The sequence below is a fragment of the Lampropedia puyangensis genome (genome assembly GCF_004833285.1).
Lineage (GTDB): Bacteria > Pseudomonadota > Gammaproteobacteria > Burkholderiales > Burkholderiaceae_C > Lampropedia > Lampropedia puyangensis.
Map to the genome: position 1 here is coordinate 18896 of NZ_STFG01000026.1, position 25337 is coordinate 44232.

The window sequence follows — 25337 nt, forward strand, 5'->3', positions numbered from 1 at the left end:
CCACATCAATTCGCTTCTGGTATCACGTTGATTGCTAAAAGCTCCCCGGTCATTGAATCAAACGTACAATTGGTTGCAATAGACTGTTCACATTTAGGAGAAGTGCATGCTACCTACAGAAAAAGCGCAAAGAAAACAGGAATTACTAGAAAAAATGCGCAATGGCTCGGTTGATGATGACACCCTTCAAGAATACAAAGAAATTAACGAGGCTGAAAAGCAATGGGAGTCTGAGCGTATTACTGAGCTGGCCAACATTGCAAGCGGCATTCTGAAATACCGTGTAAGCATTTCAGAGTTACTTAAGTATCAGCATGAAGGCCGTTCACTGTTCGATCAGCAAGAGCTTGCCTCTGAGCTTAAATTGTTTACTGCCGAAAAAGGTGCAGCCGCCCCTTCGAATAAATCGCAAACAAGTGCTAGGAAAAAGAACAGTACAACTGATGATGAATTGCTTTTGTTTGTTGTGAAAGGTGCTGCGGGCGCTCCCATGCGCATCCGCCAAGGCGACACGTTGCCAGTTAAGTTTCCTGCCAGCTTTAAAAGAGCATTTGATGGGCAAGACAAAGAAGAGATTAGGAAATCTTTGCTTACAAACTGTCTCTCTCAAGGTATTTCTAGCTCAACCCAAGAGTATCTGCAGTCTGAGCAAGGAAACAAACAAGTTGCTGAATTGGTGGAGTACATCTATCGGGAGTTAGCACAAAGCGGAAATTAACCTTCTGTAGCAAGTTCATCGATACAAACCACTTAATTGGCAAAACCGCTAACCATTTTGAAATTCAATTTTTCTAAGAGTTCCAATGAGTTCCAATGATTGCTCGGCAACTGATTCAATCCCGTTAGATAACCCAAAAGCCTTACTTTTGACTCCTTATCAAAGCCAGTACTACGCATGGCTTCTCGCCCGTCAAACCGCTGGTGATTCTGTTGACTCTTTGGCAACCACACTGGTCGACTCACAGGTGGACCTGAACCCTCACCAAGTAGATGCGGCACTATTTGCGTGCCATAACCCGTTATCACATGGTGTGATTCTCGCCGATGAGGTGGGGTTGGGGAAAACGATTGAAGCAGGCCTTGTCATTTTGCAAAAATGGGCTGAACGACGAAAGAAAATTCTCATCATTGTGCCTGCCAACCTACGCAAGCAGTGGCACCAAGAACTACAGGAGAAATTTGGACTTCAAGGCCTCATTCTTGAAACCAAAAACTACAACGCCCTTCGTAAGCAGGGCATGAAGAATCCCTTCGTCAGCGACAGTGGTCCCGTCATATGCTCGTATCAGTTTGCCAAAACGAAAGCCAAAGATGTCGGCTCTCTCGATTGGGATCTGGTGGTGTTTGATGAGGCCCACCGCCTTCGCAACGTGTACAAAAACAGCAACGTCATTGCAAAGACGTTAAGGGATGCTGTAGCTCATGTGAACTCCAAGGTGCTCCTCACAGCGACACCATTGCAAAACTCTTTGCTTGAGTTGTATGGACTGGTCAGCATTATTGATGATCGTGTCTTTGGTGATATTGATAGTTTCCGTTCGCAATTTGCAAGCCGTGGTCAGTCATTTTCCGGTCTTCGGGAACGACTTCACACAGTATGCAAACGCACATTACGCAAACAAGTTCAGCCATATGTGTCATACACCGCACGAAAAGCCATCGTCCAAGAGTTCACACCGTCGAGCGAAGAACGCGAGCTATCCTCCTTGGTTGGAGACTATTTACGCCGACCGAATCTGCAGGCTCTTCCACAGGGTCAGCGGCAGCTGATTTCCCTTGTTTTATGGAAACTGCTGGCTTCCAGTTCGCATGCCATTGCTGGTGCCTTAGAGACAATGATCAAACGTTTACAGGGGCAAGCAAATACCACTGCCCCAAAGACTGAAAGATCAGAAGAAGACAGTGATACCTCATTGGTTGACACTCTCGCCGATTACGAAGCGATCGATGAAATTGCAGAAGAGTTTGATGAGTCCGATTCGCAGCCAGACAAGAATGAGCTGACTGAATCCGAAGCGCAAGCGCTAGCGGAAGAAATCAAGGAGCTGGACCATTTCAAGAACTTGGCCTCAGGAATCAAAGACAACGCCAAAGGCAAAGCACTTCTGACAGCCTTAGAAAACTCATTTGCAGAACTTGGGCGGCTAGGCGCAGCTAAAAAGGCCATCATCTTCACTGAGTCGCGACGCACCCAAGATTACCTTTTGAGTCTGCTGGCAGAAACGAACTACGGCCAGGGCATCGTCCTCTTCAACGGCACCAACAGCGATTCGCGTGCGCAAGCCATTTACAAAGCATGGCTCAAACGGCATGAAGGCACCGATAAGATCACAGGCTCCAAAACCGCAGACACACGTGCTGCGCTGGTTGAGTATTTCCGCGACAGCGGCTCAGTGATGATCGCCACCGAAGCGGGGGCCGAAGGCATCAACTTACAGTTCTGCTCACTCGTCATTAACTACGATTTACCGTGGAACCCGCAGCGAATTGAACAGCGCATTGGTCGTTGCCACCGATACGGGCAAAAACATGATGTCGTGGTGGTCAACTTTGTTGATCGTAGTAATGAGGCGGATGCTCGCGTGTATGAGTTGTTGGCAGAGAAATTCTCACTATTTGAAGGTGTCTTTGGTGCCAGTGACGAAGTACTGGGCGCAATTGGCTCTGGCGTTGATTTTGAGCGGCGTATTGCAGAAATCTACCGCACTTGCCGCAATCCAGATGAAATCAAAGCCAGCTTCGCGCAGCTACAGCAAGACCTCGCAGGCGAGATCAACGACGCCATGGTCAAAACGCGTGAACTCCTGCTGGAGAATTTTGACGAAGACGTGCAAGAAAAACTGCGGGTGCGCGCAGAAGACAGCCAAAGAACGCGCAACAAATTTGAAAAGATGCTGCTTGGCCTCACTGCCGCAGAGCTGGCTGCAAACACCCGCTTTGATGAGGCTGGCTTCGACCTACTACGTCTTCCTGATGCGTTAGCAGGCACCACGTCTGTTGAGATTGAACTTGGCAGGTATGAACTACCAAGGCGCATTGGCGAAGCTCACCTGTACAGAGTCAGCCACCCATTGGCGCAGTGGGTCATTCAACAAGCAAAAAACCGCCAACTAGGTACCTCTAAACTGGTATTTTATCTGGCCGATTACGGCATCAAGGTTAGTACGCTTGAACCCTATAGCGGTCAATCCGGCTGGCTCACACTTGAGCTGATTGAAGTTGATGCTTTGGGCAAGCAGGAACAGCATTTGGTGCTTTCGGCATGCGCCGATGATGGCACCGTTCTGCAAGAAGATGATCCAGAAAAATTGCTGCGCATTCCCGCCATTGAGCAAGCTGCAAGTGAGTCCATTGATGCCATTCCAAGCGCCCTGCAAGCAGACTTGGAAGCGCGCAAAACGCAAACGCTGAGGCAAATCAACCAGCGGAATATGGGTTACTTCGAACAAGAAGTGCAAAAGCTCGATGCATGGGCGGATGACCTGAAGTTAGGACTAGAACAAGAAATCAAAGACATTGATCGTGAAATCAAGGAAGTTCGCAGTACGGCATCTACAGCACCTACCCTCGAAGAAAAAATATCTTGGCAACGCAAGCAACGTGACTTGGAAGCCAAACGCACCAAATTGCGTCGTGACTTGTTTGCGAGGCAAGATGAAGTTGAAGCGCAGCGCAATGAGTTGATCGGGCAACTAGAAGATCAGCTGACCCAACAAGTGGAACACCGAACTCTGTTCACTATTCAGTGGGAATTAGTCAAATGAAACCGCTAACGGCTTTAGCTACTACCGATTGTCACGAGAGCAATCACTGAAATGGCTGAATTAGAAAAACAGCACATGGCAGTGCTTAAAAAACTGCTGGCAGAACGTTTTGTACCTGATCTGCCCCCCTTGATCGGTAATGGGCAAGCAGCTGAGCAAGAGGTAAAACAATTATCCCGTGCATTCAGTGCATTTGCATTGCATAAGCTGCTCGATATTTCTCCCAAAGAGGCAGCCGCTTCCGTTGTGGACGACGTGGATGACAGAGGCATCGACGCTATCTACTACTTCAAAGGAGATAAGACACTCTACCTTCTTCAAAGTAAATTGAAAGCACGTGATCAAGTCAATCAAGATGACATGCAATCATTTTGCACTGGCATTCGCTTGCTCTTGAATCAAGATTTCGACGGATTCAACGCCAATGTAACCAATCGATTAGAGGAAATTGAAAACGCGCTACACGACTGCGATAGCATCAGATTAGTGATTCCTTTCACGGGAGACGGAGTATCTGAATCTGCCAAAAAAGTGTTATCTCAGTTACTCAACGACGACGACCTTCAAGAAGAACGCCTTGAAAGAAACGTCGTCTACTACTCTGCTGCCGAAATTACGCGCGACATACTAAACGAGCAAGCCTTCAAGCCCGTCAACACCACAATCAGTTTTCAAAAATATGACAAGATCGGTGAGCCCCGCGTGACGTACTACGGTATGGTTTATCTCTCTGATTTAGTGGCCCTTCACGAATTGAATGACAAGGCACTTTACGAGAGAAACATTCGCTACTTTCTAGGCAGCAATCGATCCAGTGTGAATCAGGCTGTGCAAAAGACATTAAAGGAAGCACCTCAAGATTTCTTTTACTTGAACAATGGCGTTACCGCCGTCTGCGATGAGGTAAAGCAAAAAGGAAGAAATACAAAAAGCAAAGCAAGAAGGTTTGAGGTTCGCGGTTTTTCCATCATCAATGGTGCGCAAACCGTGGCATCAGCAGCAGAGTTTTCCAAGCAGAATCCAGATCAAAGCATCAAAGATGCAAAAGTGATGCTGACCTTGATCAAGGCACCTGCTGATGGTGCATTTGGCAAGCGCATTACCAAAGCTCGCAATCATCAGAATCCGGTTCAACTGAGCAACTTCGCTGCCTTGGATGAGAATCAAGAGCGGTTACGGCAAGAAGTAGCCCTTCTAGGGTTTAGCTATCATTACCGCCCAGAAGCTGCGACCTCAAGCATCAATGCATTCTCACTAGAAGATGCAATCCGTGCACTCTCTTCATGGCAAAGGGATGCTCGCTTCTATGCCTGGCTCAAGAGTGACATCAAGCGCCTAAGTAATGCTGATTCTGCAGAATACGCTGGTCTTTTCCCGTCCACGCTGAGTGGAATTAGATTGCTGAATGCAGTGCTTTGCTATCGAACCATTAGCACCTTAGTGACTGAGTACGAACAAAACGCACCAGCGCACAGCCAAGAAAAGTTGATTTATCGAAATGCGGTGCATGTCATCGCGGCTGTCATGCTGAAGCGCCTCGGCAAGCGCATTGCTGAGGCCGCAGTGATTGATACAGAAGCCTTAAAGGCAGTGCTCAGTCAACCACTTGATCAATTGAGACAGGAAGCGCTTGATCTGAGTCAGCGGCGATTGACGAATGTAGGGCCACTAGCGTATTTCCGCAACCAAGGCAACGTTGTTGAGTTCGCGTCAGAGTTGATGGAAACCCATTTTTCGCTTGGCGTTGATCCCGCTATTGCCACTCTAAAAAACGTACAGAATACGGAAAAACAATACCCTCGCCAGCGCCTGTTTGAATATCTATCAAACAAGGCTCCGCAACTTTGAGAATGGCTATGAACAAACAAAAACTAGAACTCACTTGGATCGGAAAGGAAAAGCGCCCCAAGTTGGAGCCGCGTATCTTGCTGGAAGATCCAAGCAAGTCTTACCACGCCAAGCAGCGTGTGACGGATAACGATATTTTTGATAACCGACTGATCTTTGGCGACAACTTGCTGGCGCTCAAAGCGTTGGAGCAGGAGTTTACGGGCAAGGTGAAATGCGTCTTCATTGATCCGCCGTACAACACAGGCAGCGCGTTTGCCCATTACGACGATGGCTTGGAGCATTCCATTTGGCTGGGGTTGATGCGTGATCGATTGGAAATCATCAAGCGTTTGCTTTCGGAGGATGGTTCGCTTTGGATCACGATTGATGATAACGAATCGCACTACCTTAAAGTTCTTTGTGATGAAATATTTGGGCGTTTAAATTTTGTGGCGAACATTGTCTGGCAATCTAAAGATACACCGGGGAATAATGCGTCAACCATTGCTCAAACACACAATATGGTTTTGGTATACAAAAAAGCAGTCGATTGGAAGCCAAACCTAGTTCCTCGAAGCGAGAAACAAATCTCTAACTATAAAAATCCAGATAACGATACTCGAGGCCCGTGGCTAGGTACCCCTCTGACTCGGGCTGAGTTTAGAGAGCGAGATTACTACCCCCTAATGAATGATGCAGGGCGCAATGTCCTTCCGCCGAAGGGAAGCTCATGGCGTCGTCCACCTGATGAAATAAAAAAACTACAAGGTGAAAAAAGAATTTATTGGGGAAAAAATGGGAATGCCGAGTTTCCTGTAGAGAAAAAATTTCTCTCAGAGGTTAAAGGCGGGGTAGTGCCGCAAACTTGGTGGCCGTATGAATTTGCGGGCAGCACCAGAAATGCAAGCGCGGAAATGAAAGGAATTTTCTATGGTGAAAAATCCTTTGATACACCCAAACCAGAAAAAATCATTCAACGTGTACTTGAGATCGCAACATTAGAAGGGGATTTAGTTGTTGACTCCTTCGCCGGCTCAGGCACAACCGGAGCAGTCGCCCACAAAATGGGCCGCCGCTGGATCATGGTCGAGCTGGGTGACCACATCCATTCGCACATCATCCCGCGCCTGCAAAAAGTGGTGGATGGCGAAGACAAGGGCGGCGTGACCGAAAGCACCGGCTGGCAAGGCGGTGGCGGTTTTCGTTACTACAAGCTTGCGCCCAGCTTGATCGTCAATGACCGGTGGGGCAACCCAGTCATCAATCCTGCATACAACGCGGACCAGTTGGCTGAAGCTTTGGCCAAGCTGGAGGGCTTCACCTATGCGCCTTCTGAAACGCGCTGGTGGCAGCACGGGCATTCCAGCGAACGCGACTTTATCTATGCGACTACGCAAAGCCTGTCGTTAGATCAATTGCAAGCCTTGTCCGACGAAGTGGGCGAAGAGCAAAGCCTGCTCATTTGCTGCGCTGCGTTTCGTGGCATTACGGCATCTGAAGCGGCCAAACGCTGGCCGAACTTGACACTCAAGAAAATACCGAAGATGGTGCTGGCCCGTTGTGAGTGGGGGCATGACGATTACAGCCTGAATGTCGCCAACCTGCCCATGGCCAAACCTGACCCGGTGCAGCCTGCAAGTAGCAGCAGCACCAAGCGAAACAAGAAGAACGGTATTCCGACCACGCAAGGTGGTTTGTTTGGGGAAGATGAATAATGACAACACGCATCAAAAACGCCGTGACTGGACGCCTTTCCCTGCGTGCGCCGCAAGCAGAGTCCTTAGCCAAACTGGTGCAAGCCATTGATGCCGCACCCAGTCTGCTTGAGCATGGAGACAGGGATATTGAAGCTATTCTGAATACGCTCAAAGCAGAATTCCCAACGCTGCAGGCGTTTGAGCGTGACTTCCCTTCGCTGTGCTTTGCATTGGCAACCGGCGTGGGCAAAACCCGCCTGATGGGGGCTTTTGTGGCCTATCTGCATCTACAACATGGCATCAACAACTTCTTTGTGCTGGCGCCCAACCTGACCATCTACAACAAGCTGATTGATGACTTTACGCCGAACACGCCGAAGTACGTGTTCAAAGGCATTGCCGAATTTGCTCAGCAAGCACCGCTGATCATCACAGGCGACAACTACGATCAAAGCGGTGCAGCGGTCAACGATCTGCAAGACGGCTTTGAGCAGGATGTGCGTATCAATATCTTCAATATTTCGAAGATCAATTCAGAAGTGCGCGGCGGCAAAGAACCGCGCATTAAGCGCATGCGCGAAGTGCTGGGCGACAGCTACTTCAACCATCTAGCCAACCTGCCCGATTTGGTGTTGCTGATGGATGAATCGCACCGCTACCGTGCCAGTGCAGGCATCCGCGCCATCAATGAGTTGCAGCCACTGTTTGGCTTAGAACTGACTGCGACACCCTTTACTGAATCGAATAAAGGGCCGGTGCCATTCCAAAACGTGGTGATGGATTACCCCTTGGCCCGTGCACTGGAAGATGGTTTTGTGAAAGACCCAGCCGTGGTCACACAGCGTAACTTCAAAGCGAGCGACCACACGCCTGAAGAGGTGGAAAAGATCAAGCTTGAAGATGGCATTCGTCTGCATGAGGAAACCAAGGTAGAGCTGATTACCTATGCACGCGACAACGGCGTTAAAACCGTCAAGCCCTTCATGCTGGTGATTGCGCGTGACACCACGCACGCATCGCAGTTGTTGGATCTGCTGCAATCGGAAAGCTTTTACGAAGGGCGCTACGCGGGCAAAGTGATTCAGGTGGATTCCAGTCAGACGGGCGAAAAAGAAGAAGAGATGATCCGCCGCTTGCTGGCAGTGGAAAGCGTGGATGAGCCCACCGAAATTGTGGTGCACGTCAACATGCTCAAAGAAGGCTGGGACGTGACCAACCTCTACACCATCGTGCCCCTGCGCGCCGCGAACGCACGCACCTTGATTGAGCAAAGCATTGGCCGTGGCTTGCGTTTACCGTATGGCAAACGCACAGGTGTTGAGCCAGTAGACCGCTTGAACATCGTGGCGCACGACCGCTTTCAGGAAGTAGTGGACGACGCCAACAAGGCCGATTCACCGATCAAGCTCAAGCAAGTCATCTTGGAGGCCCCAAGCCAAGAAGAAAAAAAGGTTAGTGTTACGGTTGAACCATCTATCAACGCGCAGTTGGGGTTGACACCATCTGCCGTTCATAAAACAGACGCAGATGGAAATATCAATGTCGCAGACGCTGCCAACGTTGTGAAAGCGCCCTCACCAGTGTTCACTAACGAGGCAGATAAAAAGATTGCGCAAGCCACGTTGGCGGTTATTCGCTCTTTAAGCACCAAGGCCACTGAGTTGCCTCAAAGTGCTTCGCTGCAAACACCTGAGGCGCAGCAAAAAATCGTTAGTCAAGTCAAGGAAAAGCTAAAAGAAATTTCTGGCGATTTACTAACGGGAGTGGATGAACAGGCAGCGGTGCCTGATGTGGCGGCTGTTGTGGCCAAAACCACTGAAATTGTGGTGCAAAAAACCATCGATATTCCGCGTATCACGGTGGTTCCAACAGGTGAAGTTAAAGCGGGCTTTCGTGCATTTGAGCTGAATACAAGTCAACTCAACCTCCAGCCGGGTTCACGGGAAATTGTGGGCCAGGTATTGCGCACCGGCGAACAATTCACCCTCGAATCTAAAGCAGGGTTGAAAGAAGCACGACCTGAGGACTACATCGTCCACAGGTTAGTGGACTTCGATGATGTGGACTACTTCACCCAGGCGGACTTGCTTTATGAATTGGCGGGGCAGATGGTGACCCACTTACGCTCCTACCTTCCAGAGGAAGACGTGGAAAACGTGCTGAACGGGCAACGTGCCACCATCGCCAAAGAAATTCACTCACAAATGAAGTTGCACTTTTTCGAGGAATCTTCCGGTGAGTCTGAGGTGGTTGTTCATCAAGGGTTTACCCCACTCAAACCCTGTAACTACACAGCTGCAGCTGACAAGGCACCGCAGAACTATCGCCAAACTGTTCAAAACCTAAGCAAGATTAGAACCATGCTGTTTACTGGATTCAGTAAATGCCTCTATGAATTGCAGCGTTTTGACTCCGACACCGAGCGACGATTTGCTGTACTGCTTGAACGTGATGCATTGAAGTGGTTCAAACCCGCAAAAGGCCAGTTCCAGATCTATTACAAGCAGGGCAATGACCATGCCGAATACATCCCAGATTTTGTTGTGGAGCTTGACGATGCGATCTACATGGCTGAAACCAAAGCCAGCGGGGATGTGAACTTACCCGAAGTGCAGGCGAAAGCCACCGCTGCAAGCCTATGGTGCAAACACGCAAGCGACTACACCAAGACGGTAGGCGGCAAGCCTTGGCATTACTTGCTGATCCCCCACGATGATGTCGTTGAGTCGAATACCCTCAAATCGTTTTTGAAGTTTGAGAAACGGACTTAATCGAGGAAGTGAGAGGTCGTGCATAAACACCCTCTCTTCAGAGGACACGACTGAAAACTTAAGAAATCCAAGCAAGAGGAAATCAGCATGCCCACAGATCAGACCGCTCAAGAAGATCTTGTAGTGTGCCCAAACTGCAAGATTAAGATTTCGCCTAAAAGGCTACAGAAGCATATAAATAAAGTCCATTCGCCAGAAGCGATTGCAGCCCATGGAAAGCGCCTTCATGACGAAAAATTAAAACAAATCGCTGATAAAAATCTTGCGAAAAAACGCACCATCCTTAAAAACAATATCAACGCGCTTGAGCAAGCTAAACGCAAATATCTGGAAGTAAAAGTGCAATGCAGTTATTGTGAAAAAATGATGCCTTTGCACAGTCTGAAAAGCCACTTCATGGATGTCCATCGCATCGAAATGACTAAGGACATGCAAGTTTTGTATGCACTATCAGGCGGTGAGTACATGTTTCAGACACCTGCTATTAGAGAAGCCTATGCACTACGCGCATCAGGAGTTATGCCTGATGCGGCTAATAAGCCCACCCCCAAGAAAACTGCAGTGACTCAAACCCAAAACAAGTTTTCCTCCGCAAGGCAGCGTGAAAACTTCTGGCGAGAGCAACAGGGAATCGAACGCTCAAGAAGCGAAGACTTATTTGATCGCACCAAAGTGCTATCTGGTGGTGCTTATGGCCTGGGAAAAAACAATAAGCACTAGCAGTTGGCTTTCCACAAACAATGCTCTATCTCAAATGCACCACCGACGTTCAGAAAGCACTTGGCCTGACCAAAGCGAATTTGTCTGAGCCTGAGCCATCGAAAGCGCCACTTGGGCATTGGTACGTCAATCGTTTTGACTTGGCCAGGCACAAGGCCTTGGTATTTATGAGTGAGCCCACGTTGCTTTCGTTCATTCTGTATGAAGGCAAGAAACCGTTGTCACCCACAACCTTGCCACAGATGTTTTTAGCAGGCCTATCCCAACTGCTGCTTTTGCGCGGTTTTTCGCAAAACGTGGTGGAGAAGGCAATCACTCCATATCACACAGGCTTGTTTGCCAAAACCGACAGCCGATCGGCGCTGGGCTCACTCAACGACATCGTTGCCCGATACCAATGGAGTGTGGAAGGCAGTGGTGGCTTGGACTCTTGCGACCTCACCGCAATCATCATGCAGGCCAACAAGGCACCGCAAAGGCGCCTTGGCTGGGACTCCGCGTGGAATGCCGTTGAGGCAAAGCTATCTAAATTGTCCTAGCATTTAAATTCCAAAAGAGCGTTTGCGCATTCTGGTCAGAAACTCTTTAGTCAATGGATATCCTGCAGCAGACCCAATCACCGCATCAATCCCACAGTAGGGGCACCAAGCGGTATAAAGCAGTTGTTGCTCGTTCTGCGATTCGGTGTCAGGTCCATCCTCAGACCACTGTTCAATTTTGCTTGGTTTGAAGCTACGCAAGCAGTAATAGCAACCGCATCGCTGGCTATGCAATATTTCGCGCATGTTACGGATGCTGTGGCGTGCAGCATTGCGCAAAATGTCCCGCGTTTGCGCAGGTTTCAGCTCGTATGGCAAAGCAAGCTGCTCTTGAACCAAAGCATGCATTCTGCTCGCATGGGCTTGTATGCGGTCTAGGTATGCACGGTGGCGTCCCTGCAGATCCATGGTGTAGGCGCGCTCTGGGCCAAACCAATAGTCGTGCAGTTTCTGTAGTTCGATCTGTGATGTTTCTCGATCATCTGAAACATTCAGAACCGTATCAAACCCGCATGAGGGGCAAAGCGGCATATCACCACTTTTGGTACGTTTTTTTGGGGATCTTGAGGTGTATATGTTGGGTGTTTTTCCAGCCCCCTCAATCCACTGCTTAATCGCTTGAGACTTGAATTGATGCAAGCATTGAAAGCAACCGCAAGACTGTCCGTAGCGGTAGCTTTCTCTATCAACACTACCGAGAGAAACTGCGTTATGCATGTCGCAATCAAATTCTGTCGATGCTTCGTTGTTATCGAGTAGGCGAGGATCCATAGAGTTGTTGATGTGAAGTTGAAAGACTGCGCCTTGTAAAGGCTCGTTTAATACGGCCTATCGGCCTAGTACAAAAATTTCTTCGTCCTGTAGGCGCCAAAATATGCAGCAAAAAATTAACTCGCTAGGCGCTTGATATGCTTTCCTAGCTCGCCTGAATCCCACAAGAGGATTGTTTCATCTAGGCCGCCCTTCTTCAATGGGGTTTCCAAATGCAAGAGTCCTAGTTGCTCTGAATCGATGCTCAGCGAGACGCCCAGCAGGTAATCCAGATCGTAAAAGTCATCGTACTCATCGACTTTGACCGCCGCTAAGGAAGGAACCGGTCCTGTTGCGCGCGTTTGGTTTTCGCCTACCGATGTCACCCCGTCGTCATGGGTAAAGCTACCACCCACCCATATCGTCACTTCTCGCAATGCTGCAGGGGTGTTGTTGACCAAGAAGAGTCCGTGCCCATCGCGCGCCAACCACAGCAATGGTGTGCGCAGCTCTGGTGTGCGTGGCGGCATGGTTCCACCAAAACGTCCCACTCTATCTTGCGGTGCTACCCATACAAAATAGCCAGGCTCGCGTGTTTCTGGTTTCATGTTTCAAATCCTCTCAATCATTTATGTGACTGAAATGCAGAGCCACCTGCACATGCGTGGCCTTTTCACTCACCCATTTTGAAATGAAGTTTGGTATGCACAGTGAACGTGTCGGTGAGAACGACAGCGATATGCCTGTAAGCGATTAGACGAACCCATGTTCAGCGCAACGGCTATTCAGTCTCTGCTTGATGTGGTTAGCTCACTATTTCCCACTCACTCCCCACATGGCTCGCCAAACATAAAGCTCATATTGATGCCGCGCTCAATATGCTGATTCAGCAAATCAAAAGCCTCAAACGAATGACTTCCGCCCTCTAAAGTGATCAAAGCGGATTGCTCAAAAAAGTGCAATTGAGAAGGTTGATCAACCACCTCATCCCCCAGCTCAATCAGCGCTGTTTCAGGACCATCGCGCGAGCCAATACGCTGACCCACTTCTTGTTCCAATTGTTCATACTGCGCTTGGAATGCGGCAGGCATACTGCGCTCGCCACCATTGAACAATGTCAGCGATGGCTTGAATGATGGATTTAGCAAGATGGAAGAAAACCCTCGCAAACGCAATTGCGCCAAGCGAGTAAAAAAGCACCCCAAGCTGTGCGCCACCACTACCGACTCCAATTGATCTAACTGGCGCACACGTTCGACCAATCGGTTCAGCACCAAGTAAGGCGGTTCAGCTCGGTAGTCGACCTCAAAAATGTTTACGGTATAGCGATCAGTCAAGGTCTGCAAATGCAACCACTTGCTCGACTGCACGCCGGACATGAATCCGTGGACAAAAAGAATTTCAGGCTTCATGCGCACTCCTTTTTGAGTCTGATCATAGAACAAGCTTATGACAGCTTGTGTCGTATAAAAAGCTCGTACAACTATTCTTTTCAGGTGCGCATCAAAACGGCAACGACTCGTGCATTTACGCTATTTCGCAGACAAAATTGACTTTAATACCCATTAAGATTCCATCACAAGTAGCTACATAAGGAAACGATTTATGCGTAATGAGCGATGGGGGTTGCTAGGTCCTGAATCATTGGAGAGTGAACGACGCACTCGGACACTACAGCTCTCTGCTGCTACGCGTTACTTCAACGATCGCGCAGTCCCCGGCTTAGGGGGTGTTTGGTTTGGTAGGCAGCTGTTATTGGCGACCCTTGGTGTCGTTGTCGCTGAGAGGGCGGCAGAAAAAGGCAAGAAGTACAGCAATATTAAAGTGGCCAATGCAATAGAAGCTTTGGCGTGTACGCTGGCTTATAAAAACAACCAATGGAAATCAGATAGCCGACTCGCAGGGCGCAGAAAGCTGCAAAATAAATCGGAAGACTTGGCATTTGAAAAAGTATCCGAAGACAGTCACTACGTCACTCAGCCCATGCGCATGGCTACCGTGCAGGCACTGCCAGCCCTGGGTTTTGTTTCTCCACAGGGCCAACGTTTCAATGATTTTGAGCCTACTGATGAGGCATGTGAATTCATTTCTGCTTCCTGCTCGGCTCTTAGGCCAAAGAATAAAGAAGTTACTCTTCACTTGGCTGAGTGGGTATGCGGGGGCGTAGATATTAGCGAGAACACATTGCGGAATGCGATCTCACCCTGCTTGCCATTGCCTGAAAAGGCACGAAGAAACTTGCGCAATCACTTAGCAGGCCCTAACGGCACACAAGAAGACGTCAAACGCCGACAAAATCTACTGGCGTGGATGGACGCACTCAGAGCCAATCCTTCAGCGGCCAAGCTAAAGCCTGCCGTTCTTGATGAGACGCATTGGCACGACATTCAAGCCGGATCGCTATTTTTCAAAGCCCAAACGCTTGCCCTTGAAGCGTTGGATGCCGTAGAGCTCGGTATGGGGCCGAAATGCTCATACGTTGATGCAACGCAAAAAGCACAAAAGCAACTACAAAAACTGCAACAAGCTGCACAAGCATTTCTTGCGTCTGGTAATCAGCATTCAGATGCAAAAAGATTCTGTGAAGAATGCACAAATCCAAACCCTACAGCAGTATTGAAAGCTTTGGTTCAACGCGATGGCACCGGTTTGCGCGAACGAGAAGACGACATTATTCGAGGTCCGGCATTCAGCGGAAAACTTCCTCCCCCACCCACTGATGAGGATGCGCCTCCATCAGAGAGCAATGCCACGGACATTCCAATCCCAGAAGGGGTTTCGTTCAGGTTGCGGAATTTTTATCTTTTGAACCTCGACTTGCATGGTGAGTTGGATGCATGGTTACAGCGTCATAAAGAATTGGAAAATGCAGCATGAGTAATAAAAAAACGTACTTTCTATCGTTGCTGGATTACTTTGATGCCCCCGATGGATTCAAAGGCCAATTTGGCTGGGTCGTGGGTTTCTCTGCTGACCGTTTTTTCATGAACGAGGCAGCAGAACGCTTTACTGGAAACACCAAGCCAGAACGCGCTTACAGCGGTGAGATGGCTATCGGTTTATTTTTGGATCCTAGTAACCCGACATTGAACTTAGAGGAAGTGCCCGGTGTCGCGCACCTGCCCATTAAAGGAAAAGCAGGGTTGGAGAGCAAACGTTGCCGACTCATTCACGCCAAAGTGGCGTTGCTGGGCTTTCGCGATGAAAAGCAGCCAAACGTTTGGTGCCTGCGGCTGGTGGTGGCAACTGGTAACTGGACTCGGCAAACGTTGGAGGAAAGCCTCGATCTTGCTTGGAGCATTGACGTTACCAGCGGCGATTTGACCAATGCAGAAGAGAAAACCAAACAGGCCTGCGCAGATCTGTTCGCAGCAGCGCAGCTTTTTGAATGGTTGCGTAGTGGTGCAGACGGCTTGTTCAATACCGATCTGTTGCATCACTCAGCCGAAAAACAAAAAGCTGTGGATAGTTGGCTTAGCCTCTGCCAAAAAGCGGCAAGAGGATACAAGCCTCGCTTCTTAGACAACCGAAGCCAATCACTTCTCTCCCAATTGCCCAAACACGTCGCTCGATTGAGTGATGTCACAAGAAACTATCTCGCAATGGGCTCAGGCTTTTTTGAGGGGGGAACACACTGCTCAGTACCTCAAGAGATTCTGACGGCTTTGCGAAATAAAAATCTTCTGACCCAATCTGCAGAAGTTGATATCTTCGTCAATGCGTCAGGGTGCCAATCCATCGCTGGATCCAAAGAATTACTAAAGGATGCGAATGTCAAAATTCGTCCACCAAAAACATCTCAAGCTGTATTTGGCAAGAAAAAAGAAAAACAAAATGACCGAGGTTTGCATGCCAAGTTCCTTTTTAGCGCCAATTATCAAAAGAACTCAAACGCTTGCAACAAGGGATGGGTGTATTTAGGCTCGGGCAACTTAACACGCCATGGGTTTACGCAACAGATGGATGCCCACCGTGGCAACCTTGAGGCTGGGGTCATCTTTGAACTGCATGATGCATATTGGTATAAGGAACCCAGCATCAACGCTCAGCAAGTCATCACAAACCTGCTGCCGATTCAATGGGATGAGGAATGCAAACCTGAAGAATTGGCAGCTGGTGACGCTTGGGAGCCAACTGACCCTCAGCACTTTGCCCCCCCTGTGCCTTGGCTGGTTTGGTACCAGACAGATGAGCGGGTTGAATTGCGTTTGCCAGATTCCGTCAATGATGTCGCAAACTTTACGATTCTGGATGATGCTGGTGCACATATGCCAATGATGAACAATGCATTCCATTGGCGAGGGGAGTGGCGTCAACAAGTCCTCTGTGAATGGACAGATTCAGGAATTGTCCATACCGCTTACATTCCGATTTTAGATACGGATGGCCGCTTAGCGGCCACACCCTACTCAGTCATTCATGACCTCAATGACCTGCTTCGAGAGTTAAGCGCATTCCCTAACCCTCCAGATATTGAAGATGAAGATGAAGACGAGGAAACAGTCCCACCAGAGAAAAAACCCCCAAGGGATGCGAAAGGCAGCGGTTTGACTGGTGTAGGCACATCCAACCGTTATGCAGTACGCCAAATGATGGAGCTCCTCGAACGCATCGCCTCTCAACAGACCCAAGTGGCCGAACACGATTGGCGCACCTGGTGCACTCGGCTAGAGCAGACGCTGGTGCGTGCAAACAAAGTCGATGCAGTGATCTATTTTGTCGAGCATCTCAAATTAAACCCTCTTGCCCCCTTGCGCGATCCAGCTTTCAGACCAGATTTTGCCGTTCAAGTGGATTCAGATGCTTATAGGCAATATAAGGATGCTTTAGACAAAATCGAACAACAATGGGTTGGGGGCGCAGACTTGAAGCCACTGGGAGGTGAGCAATGAACAAAAAATTCAAAGGCTGGGATGCGGTTGCATCTCAACTTCACTCTATTGCCAATGGGGAAACCATCGAACTCAACGCTGGCCAACGTGCAAGCCTGAAGGCTCTTGCAGAGAGGCTGCCGCAGAACGGCGTCATCATTGCGGATGAGGTTGGCATGGGTAAAACCCGTATCGCCACAGCACTGACGAACGCGGTGATTCATTGCGAAGGGCGTGTGGCAATCCTGACCCCTCCTGGGCTGGGCTTTCAATGGCGCGACGAATTACGCAAAGCCCATGTGCCTGAGAAAACACAGCTTCTGCGCAGTTTGTGGCAATTCTTAAAAAAATGGGAAAACGACATTCGGCCAGAAGGCCACGCCACTTGGCTTGAGGATGATGTTGTACTAATTTCACACGCCTTCTGTAATTGGCGCCTAGGGGAAAATAGCGCTTACTGGCGGTGGGCGTTACTGCCTACGCTGTATGCACATTGGAGAAAACAGCATAGTGGTCGCTATCCGAGAAATTTTTATGAAAAGAAGGAGCTACGTAACAAATGGGAGGAGAATGCTGCAAAATTGGCGATGAATGCTGCAGAAAACATAGTTCAAATAATCAACAACACCCCAACTAAACACCCTTTGCGTATGCGAATGGAGGAGCTGCAAGACATAACGCCTTGGCCTGCAGCGCTGGAGGGGAGTGAGTATGCGAAAAATAGCAACCTGCGTCACGCTCTGGAGCAAGCGGTAGGGCTTGGTCTCGGAGCATTTGATCTGGTCATTGTGGATGAGGCACACAAAAGCCGCGGTGAAGACAGCGGCCTCAACAGGTTACTCAATACCATCATCTTGCCTTCAGCCCATGCACGTCGCTTGCTCATGACAGCCACGCCGGTTGAGCTGCATGCAGGGCAATGGAAGCAATCACTGGCTCGTGCTGGCATCACCGATGACAATGCCACGACAGCGATCGAACGCTACAGCGAAGCGGTGACACGCATTCAAAAAATGCCCAGTGATGCGTCTGCGCTGACCGCCTTCCGTCATGCAGCAGCGGAGTATCAAACAGCGCTATCCACCTATGTGTTGCGCAGAGATAAACGCGAAGTGGAAGCAGTCAAGCAGTACATGCAACACAGCAACAATGGCAAGGATGATTACCGTAAGGTTGAGCAGCTAGGCATATCGGCATCTCATTGCTCACCTGAATGGCGACAGGCCATCTGTGCGGCTGAAGCACTCTCTTTTGTTGCTAGAGGTTCGCAAGATCAAAGCGCCAAACGCTTGCGATTGACCATCGGCAATGGCCATGGCATTTCAGCCATCTTGGATGAACATTTAAAAGGAGAGGGAGATCAGTTATTAAACAAGCCGCAAGAAGAGGAGAACTCCGCAAAGTCGAGCACCATAGAATCGTTTGACATCAAAAAGCAACAACGCATTGATTTCTGGAAGCGCACGCTCACACTCCCTTTTCAATCCACCGATAGTGTGCATGGCGATGAAAATCGTTTATTTGCACATCCAGCCATTCAAAAGGCCGTAGAAAAAATTGAAGCGGTTTGCGATAGTGGCGAAAAAGTGCTGGTTTTTGGTCGCTTCACGCGCCCTATGCAAGCATTGGTACGCTTACTCAATGCAAGACAAATGCTTCGTAGTCTTAGAGAAGGGAGTCTGTGGCCACAGGCCTCCGTACATCAGGCAGAAGTAGCTGCTGTGCAGTTTGCCTTACACGAGCAGGAGTCGACTGACACGATTGAAGACATCAATCTGAAATTAGAAAAACAGTACCGCACACTAGAAAAAAGGCGTGAAGAGTTCCGCAATCATTTTCTTGAGGTGATTGAAAACAATTGGGGAGCTGCACACTATAAGAACGATTCTTCTACAGGGGCATTGTTTCAGGCACTCAAGTCTGCTCCATCAGCAGATATTGCCATGGTGGCACGCGCCATTCAAGAATACTTGCCAACACCCGACTGGAAAGTTGCCGAAAAAATCACCCATGCATTTGGTGTACTGCTCAGTGCACTTGCAGATACGGAGTGGGAAGAAGCTGATGATGACGAAGGTGATGGTGAGTTAGATTCCGTTCGTGTTCAAGAGAAGCTCGCATTACGAATCGAGCGCTTGCGTGACGAATACAGCCGCACTGAAAGCAGTTTTGCACGATTGATGAACGGCAATACACAACCGTCAACACGCAGATTGCTTCAACAAGCATTCAACCGTCCGCATAGCAACCTAAAGGTGCTAGTCGCCCAATCAGTAGTCGGGCGTGAAGGCTTGAATTTACATGAAGCCTGCCGCACGGTGGTGCTGCTCCATGCGGAGTGGAATCCCGGGGTGGTAGAGCAACAAATTGGCCGTGTCGATCGCATTAACAGCCTCTGGGAAAAACGGCTTAACAGTGCTCTTGCAGACAAAAAGTCAGGAATGGACTTACCGAAAATAGAAGTCTACCCCATTGTTTTTGAAGGTACCTACGATGAGGCGAACTGGGAGGTTTTGATGCAACGCTGGGACGATCTACGAGCACAGTTGCATGGCGTTGTCATTACCCCCACTATCGCGGAAAAAACCGATGATGAAACAGTCCGCCTCATCAATGAGACTGCACCTCGGTTCTCACTCCATTGATAGAAATCAAGTTTCTGATTCGTTAAGCCTTGGTCCTAGGAAAAATCGTACCCTAGGACCCCGCGACTCACTGATGCTGGCAAAGAGCGATTAGAAGACTTCAAGCAAGTCAAACCTCGCGATTCATAGCAGAGCGCAAGGACGCTAAAGCCTGATCAAATGGCACCATCACACTAGTCCCATCGAATTGATTTTCTTCCTCGCTATCCATATACATGTGAATGCATTGCCTGCCTCTGGTTCTCGCTACAAATTGATGCAGTCGTGTTTCATGTGCTTGAACCCCTAACAAAATAAAGAGCGGCGAACGTGAGCGAGCTAACCAGTCCTCTAGAAGGTTACGCTGCCTGTTGCGTCTAGAGGTATTCCAATACTGATCATGCGGTAGCAAACAATTAGGGCGAAGAGAGGCATTACAGTATGGGCACTGGGGTGGCTCTGGAAGGCATGCCCCCAATGCCGCAATGGCATGACTGCGAACACTAAATGAAGGCCAGATCACTTCTCGGCTGTCACTACAGTTAGCTGCACATTGAAGTCTGTGGATGGTGCCGTTTCGTTCGTACACACGTGCCAAAGGGAAACCGGCTTTTTGGAAGCGCCCATCCACCAATGAGGTGTAAATAAAAGCTCCTTGTGGGCGACTATCGCACCATTGCTTGATAACGGCGACGTCCGCATTGAGCTTGGTTGCACGGCTGTGCGCTAAGTAGGAGCGATAGGCAGCAAAAGCCCAATGTGGCCTGCTATGAAATGCATCAGCGGTAAACGCCGGATCATTCCAAGCCGAACTATGCTTGGCTAACGAAGCGGAGGTTGAATGTACGGTAAGTTCAGGCTCACCCCCTTGTTCATCTAAGTGAGCGATCATCCCCTGACCGGCAACAATGACTAAGCATTGTGCTTCCTGCATCCACGCTTGTGCGATAGATAACCGCTGTGCAAGCGGTCTAGCATCCCTTTGAGGTAACCTAAGTTCTGCTTTAACCAGCGCATCTCCTGTTGAGATATTGAAATCCAAAATATCTCCTAGCATGGCACCAAATAAGGTCGTTGCTTGTACACGATCAATACCAAGCTGATGTTCGATACATGCGATGTTTGGTTGCGGATGCTGTAAAACAACTTTTTTTGCCTCGGTGTACAAACTGCTTTTTCGCAACAAATCCTGAGTAGCCAAAGACATCGCGTATCCAATCTATTGCAAGGGTATAAATAAAAAAATTGTGCCAAACAGCGAACTGCTCAGCACTTTTCTGTGCGGTAACATACTTGCCCACTTTTGAGTGACAACGCCTCTGGAGATACTCATCCATCAACTCAAACTATCAATGAGCATTGCGTACTTGCCAACGTTCGACCCGCGCAGTCAATGCATTAAATGACCTAAGGTGAAAGCATCAACCGTTATCACCTTTCAATACTCAAGCTATTAGCTTCCGCGCAGCATCACAGCATCTATTGCCTCCAACGCTCGGCGCGCAGGCCATACGATCTCAATGCTGTCACCACTCTCCATATTAGGCTCATTGAGGTTAATACGAATCAGCTGGCTGCCAGCCTCCACCATGCGTTTACTAAACGAGCGAACAGCTGGGACAGCCGTTCCTGCACCCACTTCAATCACCAATGGCGCTTGGACTTTCACTATCCAATCCAGTAAGTTCTTGCGTTGCGCACGGCTGTGACTGCCGTTCCAGCTCCAGTCGTTGAACATCAAAATATTCGGGCGTGCGATACCGCCACAATTCGGGCATTGCGGCAGGCCATTGAGTAGAAGGCATTGCTGCATGTCTACTTCTGGTTTGAGATCTTCGGCCGACCACAGCTCATCCTTACAAGGCCGCTGGCACTGTAGCCGGTGAATGGAGCCATGGCATTCAAAAACTTGGCTTTCAGAAAAGCCTGCTTTCTGAAAATGCCCATCGACATTGCTGGTGTGCACAAAGCCACCATGGGTTGCCGCATCACACCACTTTTTCAGAATGTCAAAGCCAGTATGCGGCTGCAATTTGCGATACATATTCAGCCGGTGCCCGTAGAACCCCCAAGCCAGCGCAGGCTTGGCATCAAAATTTTGTGGTGCGGCTATATCCTGAAACGACATCCGTCCTTGCGCTAAAGCGGGATAGGTTTTCCAAAAGCCATTCTCACTGCGAAAGTCTGGCATGCCTGAATCCACACCAATGCCAGCGCCTGCGGCAATCACAATTGCATCGGCTTGCGAAACTAAAGCGGCTGCTTGTTGTATGCGAGTTTTAATCAGTGCATCTTTGTCCATTCGGTTTCCTTAGTAATGAGAGTCACTATGCACCTCAACTGGCATGCATGTACGCATTGTTACAGGACAATACGACATAATACGTCGCACTGATTTCTCATTTTCGTGAATAACGGACTTCTGCCTTTCTTACGCCCATCATTTCAGCCATGAAATCCAAACAACGTACAGACAGCTTCGAAACCGCATTGATGATTCTGGCGCTACTTGAGCGCATTCCTGCCAGCCCCAAAAAAATCACTTCTAAAAAACTGCAAGAAAAATTGCAGGCAGCCGGTTTTGATCGTGATCTTCGAAGTGTGCAACGGTTGTTAGATTCTTTGTCTCAACACTTTGATATTGAGCGCGATGACAGAAGCAAACCGTATGGCTACAGCTGGAACAAAGATGCCAAAGGATTCAGTTGGCCAGGCTTGAATGAGCAAGAGTCCCTGCTATTGCGCCTTGCGGAGCAACATTTGCGCAACTTGTTGCCGACACGCCTGATGAAGTCGATGGATGGTTTTTTTAAACAAGCGCAAGAGAGGCTTGCGCCGCATGGCGATGCGCAGCTGGCTCGGCAATGGTTGGGAAAAGTGCACGTCATCAGTGCAAGGCAACCATTATTGCCACCAGAAATTCGTGCAGGCATTCTGGATGCCGTCAGCAATGCGCTCTATGAGAACAAATGGCTAGAAGTGGATTACGAGAACCAGCGCAGCGTGCGATCCAAAGTGCGCGTGATGCCGCTGGGGTTGGTGCAGCAAGAACAATGCTTGTATTTGGTCTGCCGCTACGATGGCTATGACAACGAAAGGCATTTGGCCTTGCATCGTATGCACAAAGCGACTGTTGAGCCATGGCCTTTTGAACGCCCGCGCTTTGACCTTAAAAAATATGGCGCGGATGGCCATTTCGGTTTTGGCGAAGGCAAGCTAGTGCGCCTGCATTTTCGTATTGCCAAAGATGCCGGATTCCACTTACTTGAAAGCAAACTCAGCAAAGACCAACAAGTTCAAGAGGAAGATGATTGCTACGCCATTACCGCCACGCTGGTGGATAGTGCCATGTTGCAATGGTGGCTCAACGGTTTTGGGGAGGCGGTTTGGGACGTCAGAAGAACACCGGTCAAGACAACATAAAACAATAAGCTGTACGACACAAATAGTCGCACGAGGAATTAACAATACGTCCATTCCCAATCAATTCTAAGAGGTTGTTTGATGAGACGGTTTCCTGTGAGCAAAGTGTCGTGTGAGTTGTCAAAACCAGTTCTTCTGTGGATTCTTCGTGCCCTTGTGCACCTAGGGGCTCACAAAGAAATCTGCACAAAGCACGGTATTAGTCATGATGAGATGGCCATAGCCATCGGTCTGGAAAAATGGGTCGACCGAGATGACGACTACAGTCAAGCAGCCGCCATTGCGGATCTCAAAAAACTCTTAAAGCAAACCAGCAATAGCGCTATAAATGAAACGGACTTCCCAGCCATATTGAATGCCAACGTTCAAAAACTGGCCAGTATTACTGGCTTGGGTAATGTGGATTGTCTTGTCTTGAAGTTTGTCATTTGGTCCAAGAGCGAGCCATTGCTCGAGTCTGCGCTCGATTGGCTTGGCGACATCACATCCTTGCGACTTATCCATGCGTTATCCATTGTTTTAGATATTTCTATTGAAGAGCTACGCTCCACCATCCAACCGGATGCTGCTTTGATTCGATCGGGTCTGATTCGAATCGACAGACATGGCATTGATAACTTCAGTAGAAAACTACGCTTAATTTCAGACCGGTTTGCAGATGCGATGCTGTCATTTGACAGCGACCCGATAGACCTGCTCAAAGATTGCGTAGAGAGAAGTGCTCCTCCCACCCTCAGCATCAACCACTACACACACATTGAAAAACATACTCAGCTTCTACTGCCTTACCTCAAGCACAGTGTGCAGCACGCCCGAAAGGGGGTGAACATTCTGATTCATGGCAAGCCTGGTACGGGAAAAACAGAGCTCACCAGAGTGTTGGGGCAAACGTTGAACTGCCATGTGTTTGACGTCAGCAGTCAGCGTGCAAATGACGCAGACGTGGTGCCTATTGATGCCAATGAACGCCTTGCGGCTTTGCGTATGGCGCAGTCTTTAGCTGCTCACCAACGGGCATTGATTGTTTTTGACGAGGTGGAGGATGTATTTAACGATGGCGGCATGCTTTTCGGAACGAAAAGTACCGCACAAACGCACAAGGGATGGATTAACCGCGCCCTTGAAGAAAACCCCATCCCTACCTTATGGTTGTCCAACGCGATAGAGGGAATGGATCCTGCCTTCATACGTCGCTTCGATATGGTGATCGAAGTCCCCATGCTCAATCTCGTCCAACGTACTGATCTCTTAAATGAGAAGTGCGGTGACTTGCTGAATCCAGCGCAACTGAAGACTTTGGCCAAAGTGGATTACCTTGCTCCGGCCATCGTTGCCAAAACAGCTTCTGTCATTCGCTGCATACAAGAAGAAAATCAAGAGACGAATCCCCCGTCAGCGAATACCTTCAACTTTCTGGTTAACAACACTCTGCGTGCCCAGGGTCATCGCCCAATTCATGCCAACACCACACTGCCAGAGGTGTATGCGACCGAGTCTGTCAATGCCAATCATGACCTGGAAAAACTTGCCTCAGGCCTTGCGAATCAACCTTCTGCTCGGATTTGTCTCTACGGACCTCCCGGAACTGGAAAAACCGCTTATGGGCATTGGTTGGCACAGCAACTGGGAATGCCGCTACACCTCAAAAAAGCCTCTGATTTAATGTCCATGTGGGTAGGGGGAAATGAAAAAAACATAGCCCAAGCCTTTCAGGCAGCAGAAGCAGAAGGTGCATTGCTCTTAATTGATGAAGTCGATAGTTTTCTGCGCGAGCGAGAAAACGGCACCCGCAGTTGGGAGCAAACCATGGTCAATGAAATGCTGGTGCAAATGGAAAATTTTCAAGGCCTGTTTATGGCTTCAACCAATTTAATGCATGGCTTAGATTCGGCTTCCTTGCGACGCTTTGATCTCAAAATTCAGTTCAATTACCTCAAGCCACAACAAGCCATTGCACTGCTTGAGAAATACTGCCTGCAATTGCACTTAGGCGTATGCCATACATCGCAATCAAAACGCTTGGAAAAACTCACCTCTTTAACCCCTGGTGACTTTGCACTGATCGCGCGTCAACATCGATTCCACCCCTTGTTATCTGCAGAGGACTTTGTGATTGCCTTGAAAGCTGAGTCTGCCCTAAAAAAGCAGCCAAACTCCATTGGTTTTGTCTGAAGAAATGAACGGCAAGAACTACCCCAACGCTCAAACTTCCATTAATAATCCACAGCCAACTGTGGTGGCTGACATTAGCGCTACCCGCATTTCTTCGCGCTTAACCAATTGACGTCATCCTGGTGATTCCTAATAACTTGGATTAGCGTCTGACCAGAGGTTCTTCTTGGGATGCA

General features: G+C 48.9%; 17 protein-coding genes. 12 read left to right on the top strand and 5 right to left on the bottom strand.

The window, feature by feature from the left end; all coding sequences use genetic code 11:
* The first annotated feature begins 106 nt into the window (after window positions 1-106).
* The 7 genes from E9531_RS15540 (at window position 107) to E9531_RS15570 (ending at window position 11321) form a co-directional block, all read left to right on the top strand.
* Entirely contained in the window at window positions 107-718 is a 612-nt protein-coding gene (locus E9531_RS15540) for a hypothetical protein (RefSeq protein WP_136574689.1), read from the top strand.
* Window positions 719-803: 85 nt separating this feature from the next.
* Window positions 804-3764 (top strand): SNF2-related protein, encoded by a 2961-nt coding sequence (locus tag E9531_RS15545; protein ID WP_136574690.1) that lies wholly within the window; start codon window positions 804-806, stop codon window positions 3762-3764.
* A 51-nt stretch (window positions 3765-3815) separates the two neighbouring features.
* A complete protein-coding gene (locus E9531_RS15550; RefSeq protein WP_136574691.1) occupies window positions 3816-5612 on the top strand; it encodes an AIPR family protein in 1797 nt (598 codons plus the stop codon).
* 8 nt (window positions 5613-5620) lie between these two features.
* A complete protein-coding gene (locus E9531_RS15555; RefSeq protein WP_136574692.1) occupies window positions 5621-7309 on the top strand; it encodes a site-specific DNA-methyltransferase in 1689 nt (562 codons plus the stop codon).
* Window positions 7309-10062: a DEAD/DEAH box helicase gene (locus E9531_RS15560; protein WP_136574693.1), complete on the top strand. Its 2754-nt coding sequence runs from the start codon at window positions 7309-7311 to the stop codon at window positions 10060-10062. The genes E9531_RS15555 and E9531_RS15560 overlap by 1 nt, the downstream gene beginning before the upstream one ends.
* A gap of 87 nt (window positions 10063-10149) precedes the next feature.
* Window positions 10150-10782, top strand: a complete 633-nt coding sequence (locus tag E9531_RS15565) for a hypothetical protein (RefSeq protein ID WP_136574694.1) — start codon at window positions 10150-10152, stop codon at window positions 10780-10782.
* Between the two features lie 20 nt (window positions 10783-10802).
* Window positions 10803-11321, top strand: a complete 519-nt coding sequence (locus tag E9531_RS15570; RefSeq protein ID WP_136574695.1) for a DUF6933 domain-containing protein — start codon at window positions 10803-10805, stop codon at window positions 11319-11321.
* A gap of 3 nt (window positions 11322-11324) precedes the next feature.
* Here E9531_RS15570 and E9531_RS17860 read toward each other — a convergent pair whose 3' ends face one another.
* The 3 genes from E9531_RS17860 to E9531_RS15585 all read right to left on the bottom strand — a co-directional run bounded on the left by E9531_RS17860 (window position 11325) and on the right by E9531_RS15585 (window position 13483).
* Window positions 11325-11729 (bottom strand): hypothetical protein, encoded by a 405-nt coding sequence (locus E9531_RS17860; RefSeq protein ID WP_244610146.1) that lies wholly within the window; start codon window positions 11727-11729, stop codon window positions 11325-11327.
* A gap of 479 nt (window positions 11730-12208) precedes the next feature.
* Window positions 12209-12679 carry a hypothetical protein gene (locus E9531_RS15580; protein ID WP_136574696.1) on the bottom strand — a complete coding sequence of 157 codons (471 nt, stop codon included), beginning with the start codon at window positions 12677-12679 and terminating at the stop codon, window positions 12209-12211.
* 216 nt (window positions 12680-12895) lie between these two features.
* Window positions 12896-13483: a YqiA/YcfP family alpha/beta fold hydrolase gene (locus E9531_RS15585; protein ID WP_136574697.1), complete on the bottom strand. Its 588-nt coding sequence runs from the start codon at window positions 13481-13483 to the stop codon at window positions 12896-12898.
* Window positions 13484-14006: 523 nt separating this feature from the next.
* Here E9531_RS15585 and E9531_RS15590 point away from each other — a divergent pair.
* The 3 genes from E9531_RS15590 to E9531_RS15600 all read left to right on the top strand — a co-directional run bounded on the left by E9531_RS15590 (window position 14007) and on the right by E9531_RS15600 (window position 19587).
* Entirely contained in the window at window positions 14007-14948 is a 942-nt protein-coding gene (locus tag E9531_RS15590; RefSeq protein ID WP_158291818.1) for a hypothetical protein, read from the top strand.
* Between the two features lie 107 nt (window positions 14949-15055).
* A complete protein-coding gene (locus E9531_RS15595) occupies window positions 15056-16963 on the top strand; it encodes a phospholipase D-like domain-containing protein (RefSeq protein ID WP_158291819.1) in 1908 nt (635 codons plus the stop codon).
* Window positions 16960-19587: a helicase-related protein gene (locus E9531_RS15600; RefSeq protein WP_136574700.1), complete on the top strand. Its 2628-nt coding sequence runs from the start codon at window positions 16960-16962 to the stop codon at window positions 19585-19587. Before E9531_RS15595 ends, E9531_RS15600 begins: the two co-directional genes overlap by 4 nt.
* Before the next feature lie 109 nt (window positions 19588-19696).
* Here the strand turns inward: E9531_RS15600 and E9531_RS15605 are convergent, their stop codons facing one another.
* On the bottom strand, window positions 19697-20773 hold the full coding sequence (locus E9531_RS15605; RefSeq protein WP_136574701.1) for an SIR2 family NAD-dependent protein deacylase: 1077 nt from the start codon (window positions 20771-20773) through the stop codon (window positions 19697-19699).
* 246 nt (window positions 20774-21019) lie between these two features.
* Window positions 21020-21868 (bottom strand): SIR2 family NAD-dependent protein deacylase, encoded by an 849-nt coding sequence (locus E9531_RS15610; protein ID WP_136574702.1) that lies wholly within the window; start codon window positions 21866-21868, stop codon window positions 21020-21022.
* A 149-nt stretch (window positions 21869-22017) separates the two neighbouring features.
* On the opposite strand from E9531_RS15610, the gene E9531_RS15615 reads away from it, so the two are divergent.
* Window positions 22018-22989: a helix-turn-helix transcriptional regulator gene (locus E9531_RS15615; RefSeq protein WP_136574703.1), complete on the top strand. Its 972-nt coding sequence runs from the start codon at window positions 22018-22020 to the stop codon at window positions 22987-22989.
* 213 nt (window positions 22990-23202) lie between these two features.
* Window positions 23203-25161 carry an AAA family ATPase gene (locus E9531_RS15620; RefSeq protein WP_158291820.1) on the top strand — a complete coding sequence of 653 codons (1959 nt, stop codon included), beginning with the start codon at window positions 23203-23205 and terminating at the stop codon, window positions 25159-25161.
* The last annotated feature ends 176 nt before the right edge of the window (window positions 25162-25337 follow it).

Excerpts from the sequence above, each read along its gene's own strand:
- E9531_RS15620 (WP_158291820.1), top strand. The coding sequence starts at position 23,203 with ATGGCCATAGCCATCGGTCTGGAAAAATGGGTCGACCGAGATGACGAC.
- E9531_RS15600 (WP_136574700.1), top strand. The coding sequence starts at position 16,960 with ATGAACAAAAAATTCAAAGGCTGGGATGCGGTTGCATCTCAACTTCAC.
- E9531_RS15555 (WP_136574692.1), top strand. The coding sequence starts at position 5,621 with ATGAACAAACAAAAACTAGAACTCACTTGGATCGGAAAGGAAAAGCGC.
- E9531_RS15580 (WP_136574696.1), bottom strand. The coding sequence starts at position 12,679 with ATGAAACCAGAAACACGCGAGCCTGGCTATTTTGTATGGGTAGCACCG.
- E9531_RS15545 (WP_136574690.1), top strand. The coding sequence starts at position 804 with ATGAGTTCCAATGATTGCTCGGCAACTGATTCAATCCCGTTAGATAAC.
- E9531_RS15550 (WP_136574691.1), top strand. The coding sequence starts at position 3,816 with ATGGCTGAATTAGAAAAACAGCACATGGCAGTGCTTAAAAAACTGCTG.
- E9531_RS15565 (WP_136574694.1), top strand. The coding sequence starts at position 10,150 with ATGCCCACAGATCAGACCGCTCAAGAAGATCTTGTAGTGTGCCCAAAC.
- E9531_RS15585 (WP_136574697.1), bottom strand. The coding sequence starts at position 13,483 with ATGAAGCCTGAAATTCTTTTTGTCCACGGATTCATGTCCGGCGTGCAG.
- E9531_RS15610 (WP_136574702.1), bottom strand. The coding sequence starts at position 21,868 with ATGGACAAAGATGCACTGATTAAAACTCGCATACAACAAGCAGCCGCT.
- E9531_RS15540 (WP_136574689.1), top strand. The coding sequence starts at position 107 with ATGCTACCTACAGAAAAAGCGCAAAGAAAACAGGAATTACTAGAAAAA.
- E9531_RS15560 (WP_136574693.1), top strand. The coding sequence starts at position 7,309 with ATGACAACACGCATCAAAAACGCCGTGACTGGACGCCTTTCCCTGCGT.
- E9531_RS15595 (WP_158291819.1), top strand. The coding sequence starts at position 15,056 with ATGAACGAGGCAGCAGAACGCTTTACTGGAAACACCAAGCCAGAACGC.
- E9531_RS17860 (WP_244610146.1), bottom strand. The coding sequence starts at position 11,729 with ATGGATCTGCAGGGACGCCACCGTGCATACCTAGACCGCATACAAGCC.
- E9531_RS15615 (WP_136574703.1), top strand. The coding sequence starts at position 22,018 with ATGAAATCCAAACAACGTACAGACAGCTTCGAAACCGCATTGATGATT.
- E9531_RS15605 (WP_136574701.1), bottom strand. The coding sequence starts at position 20,773 with ATGTCTTTGGCTACTCAGGATTTGTTGCGAAAAAGCAGTTTGTACACC.
- E9531_RS15570 (WP_136574695.1), top strand. The coding sequence starts at position 10,803 with ATGCTCTATCTCAAATGCACCACCGACGTTCAGAAAGCACTTGGCCTG.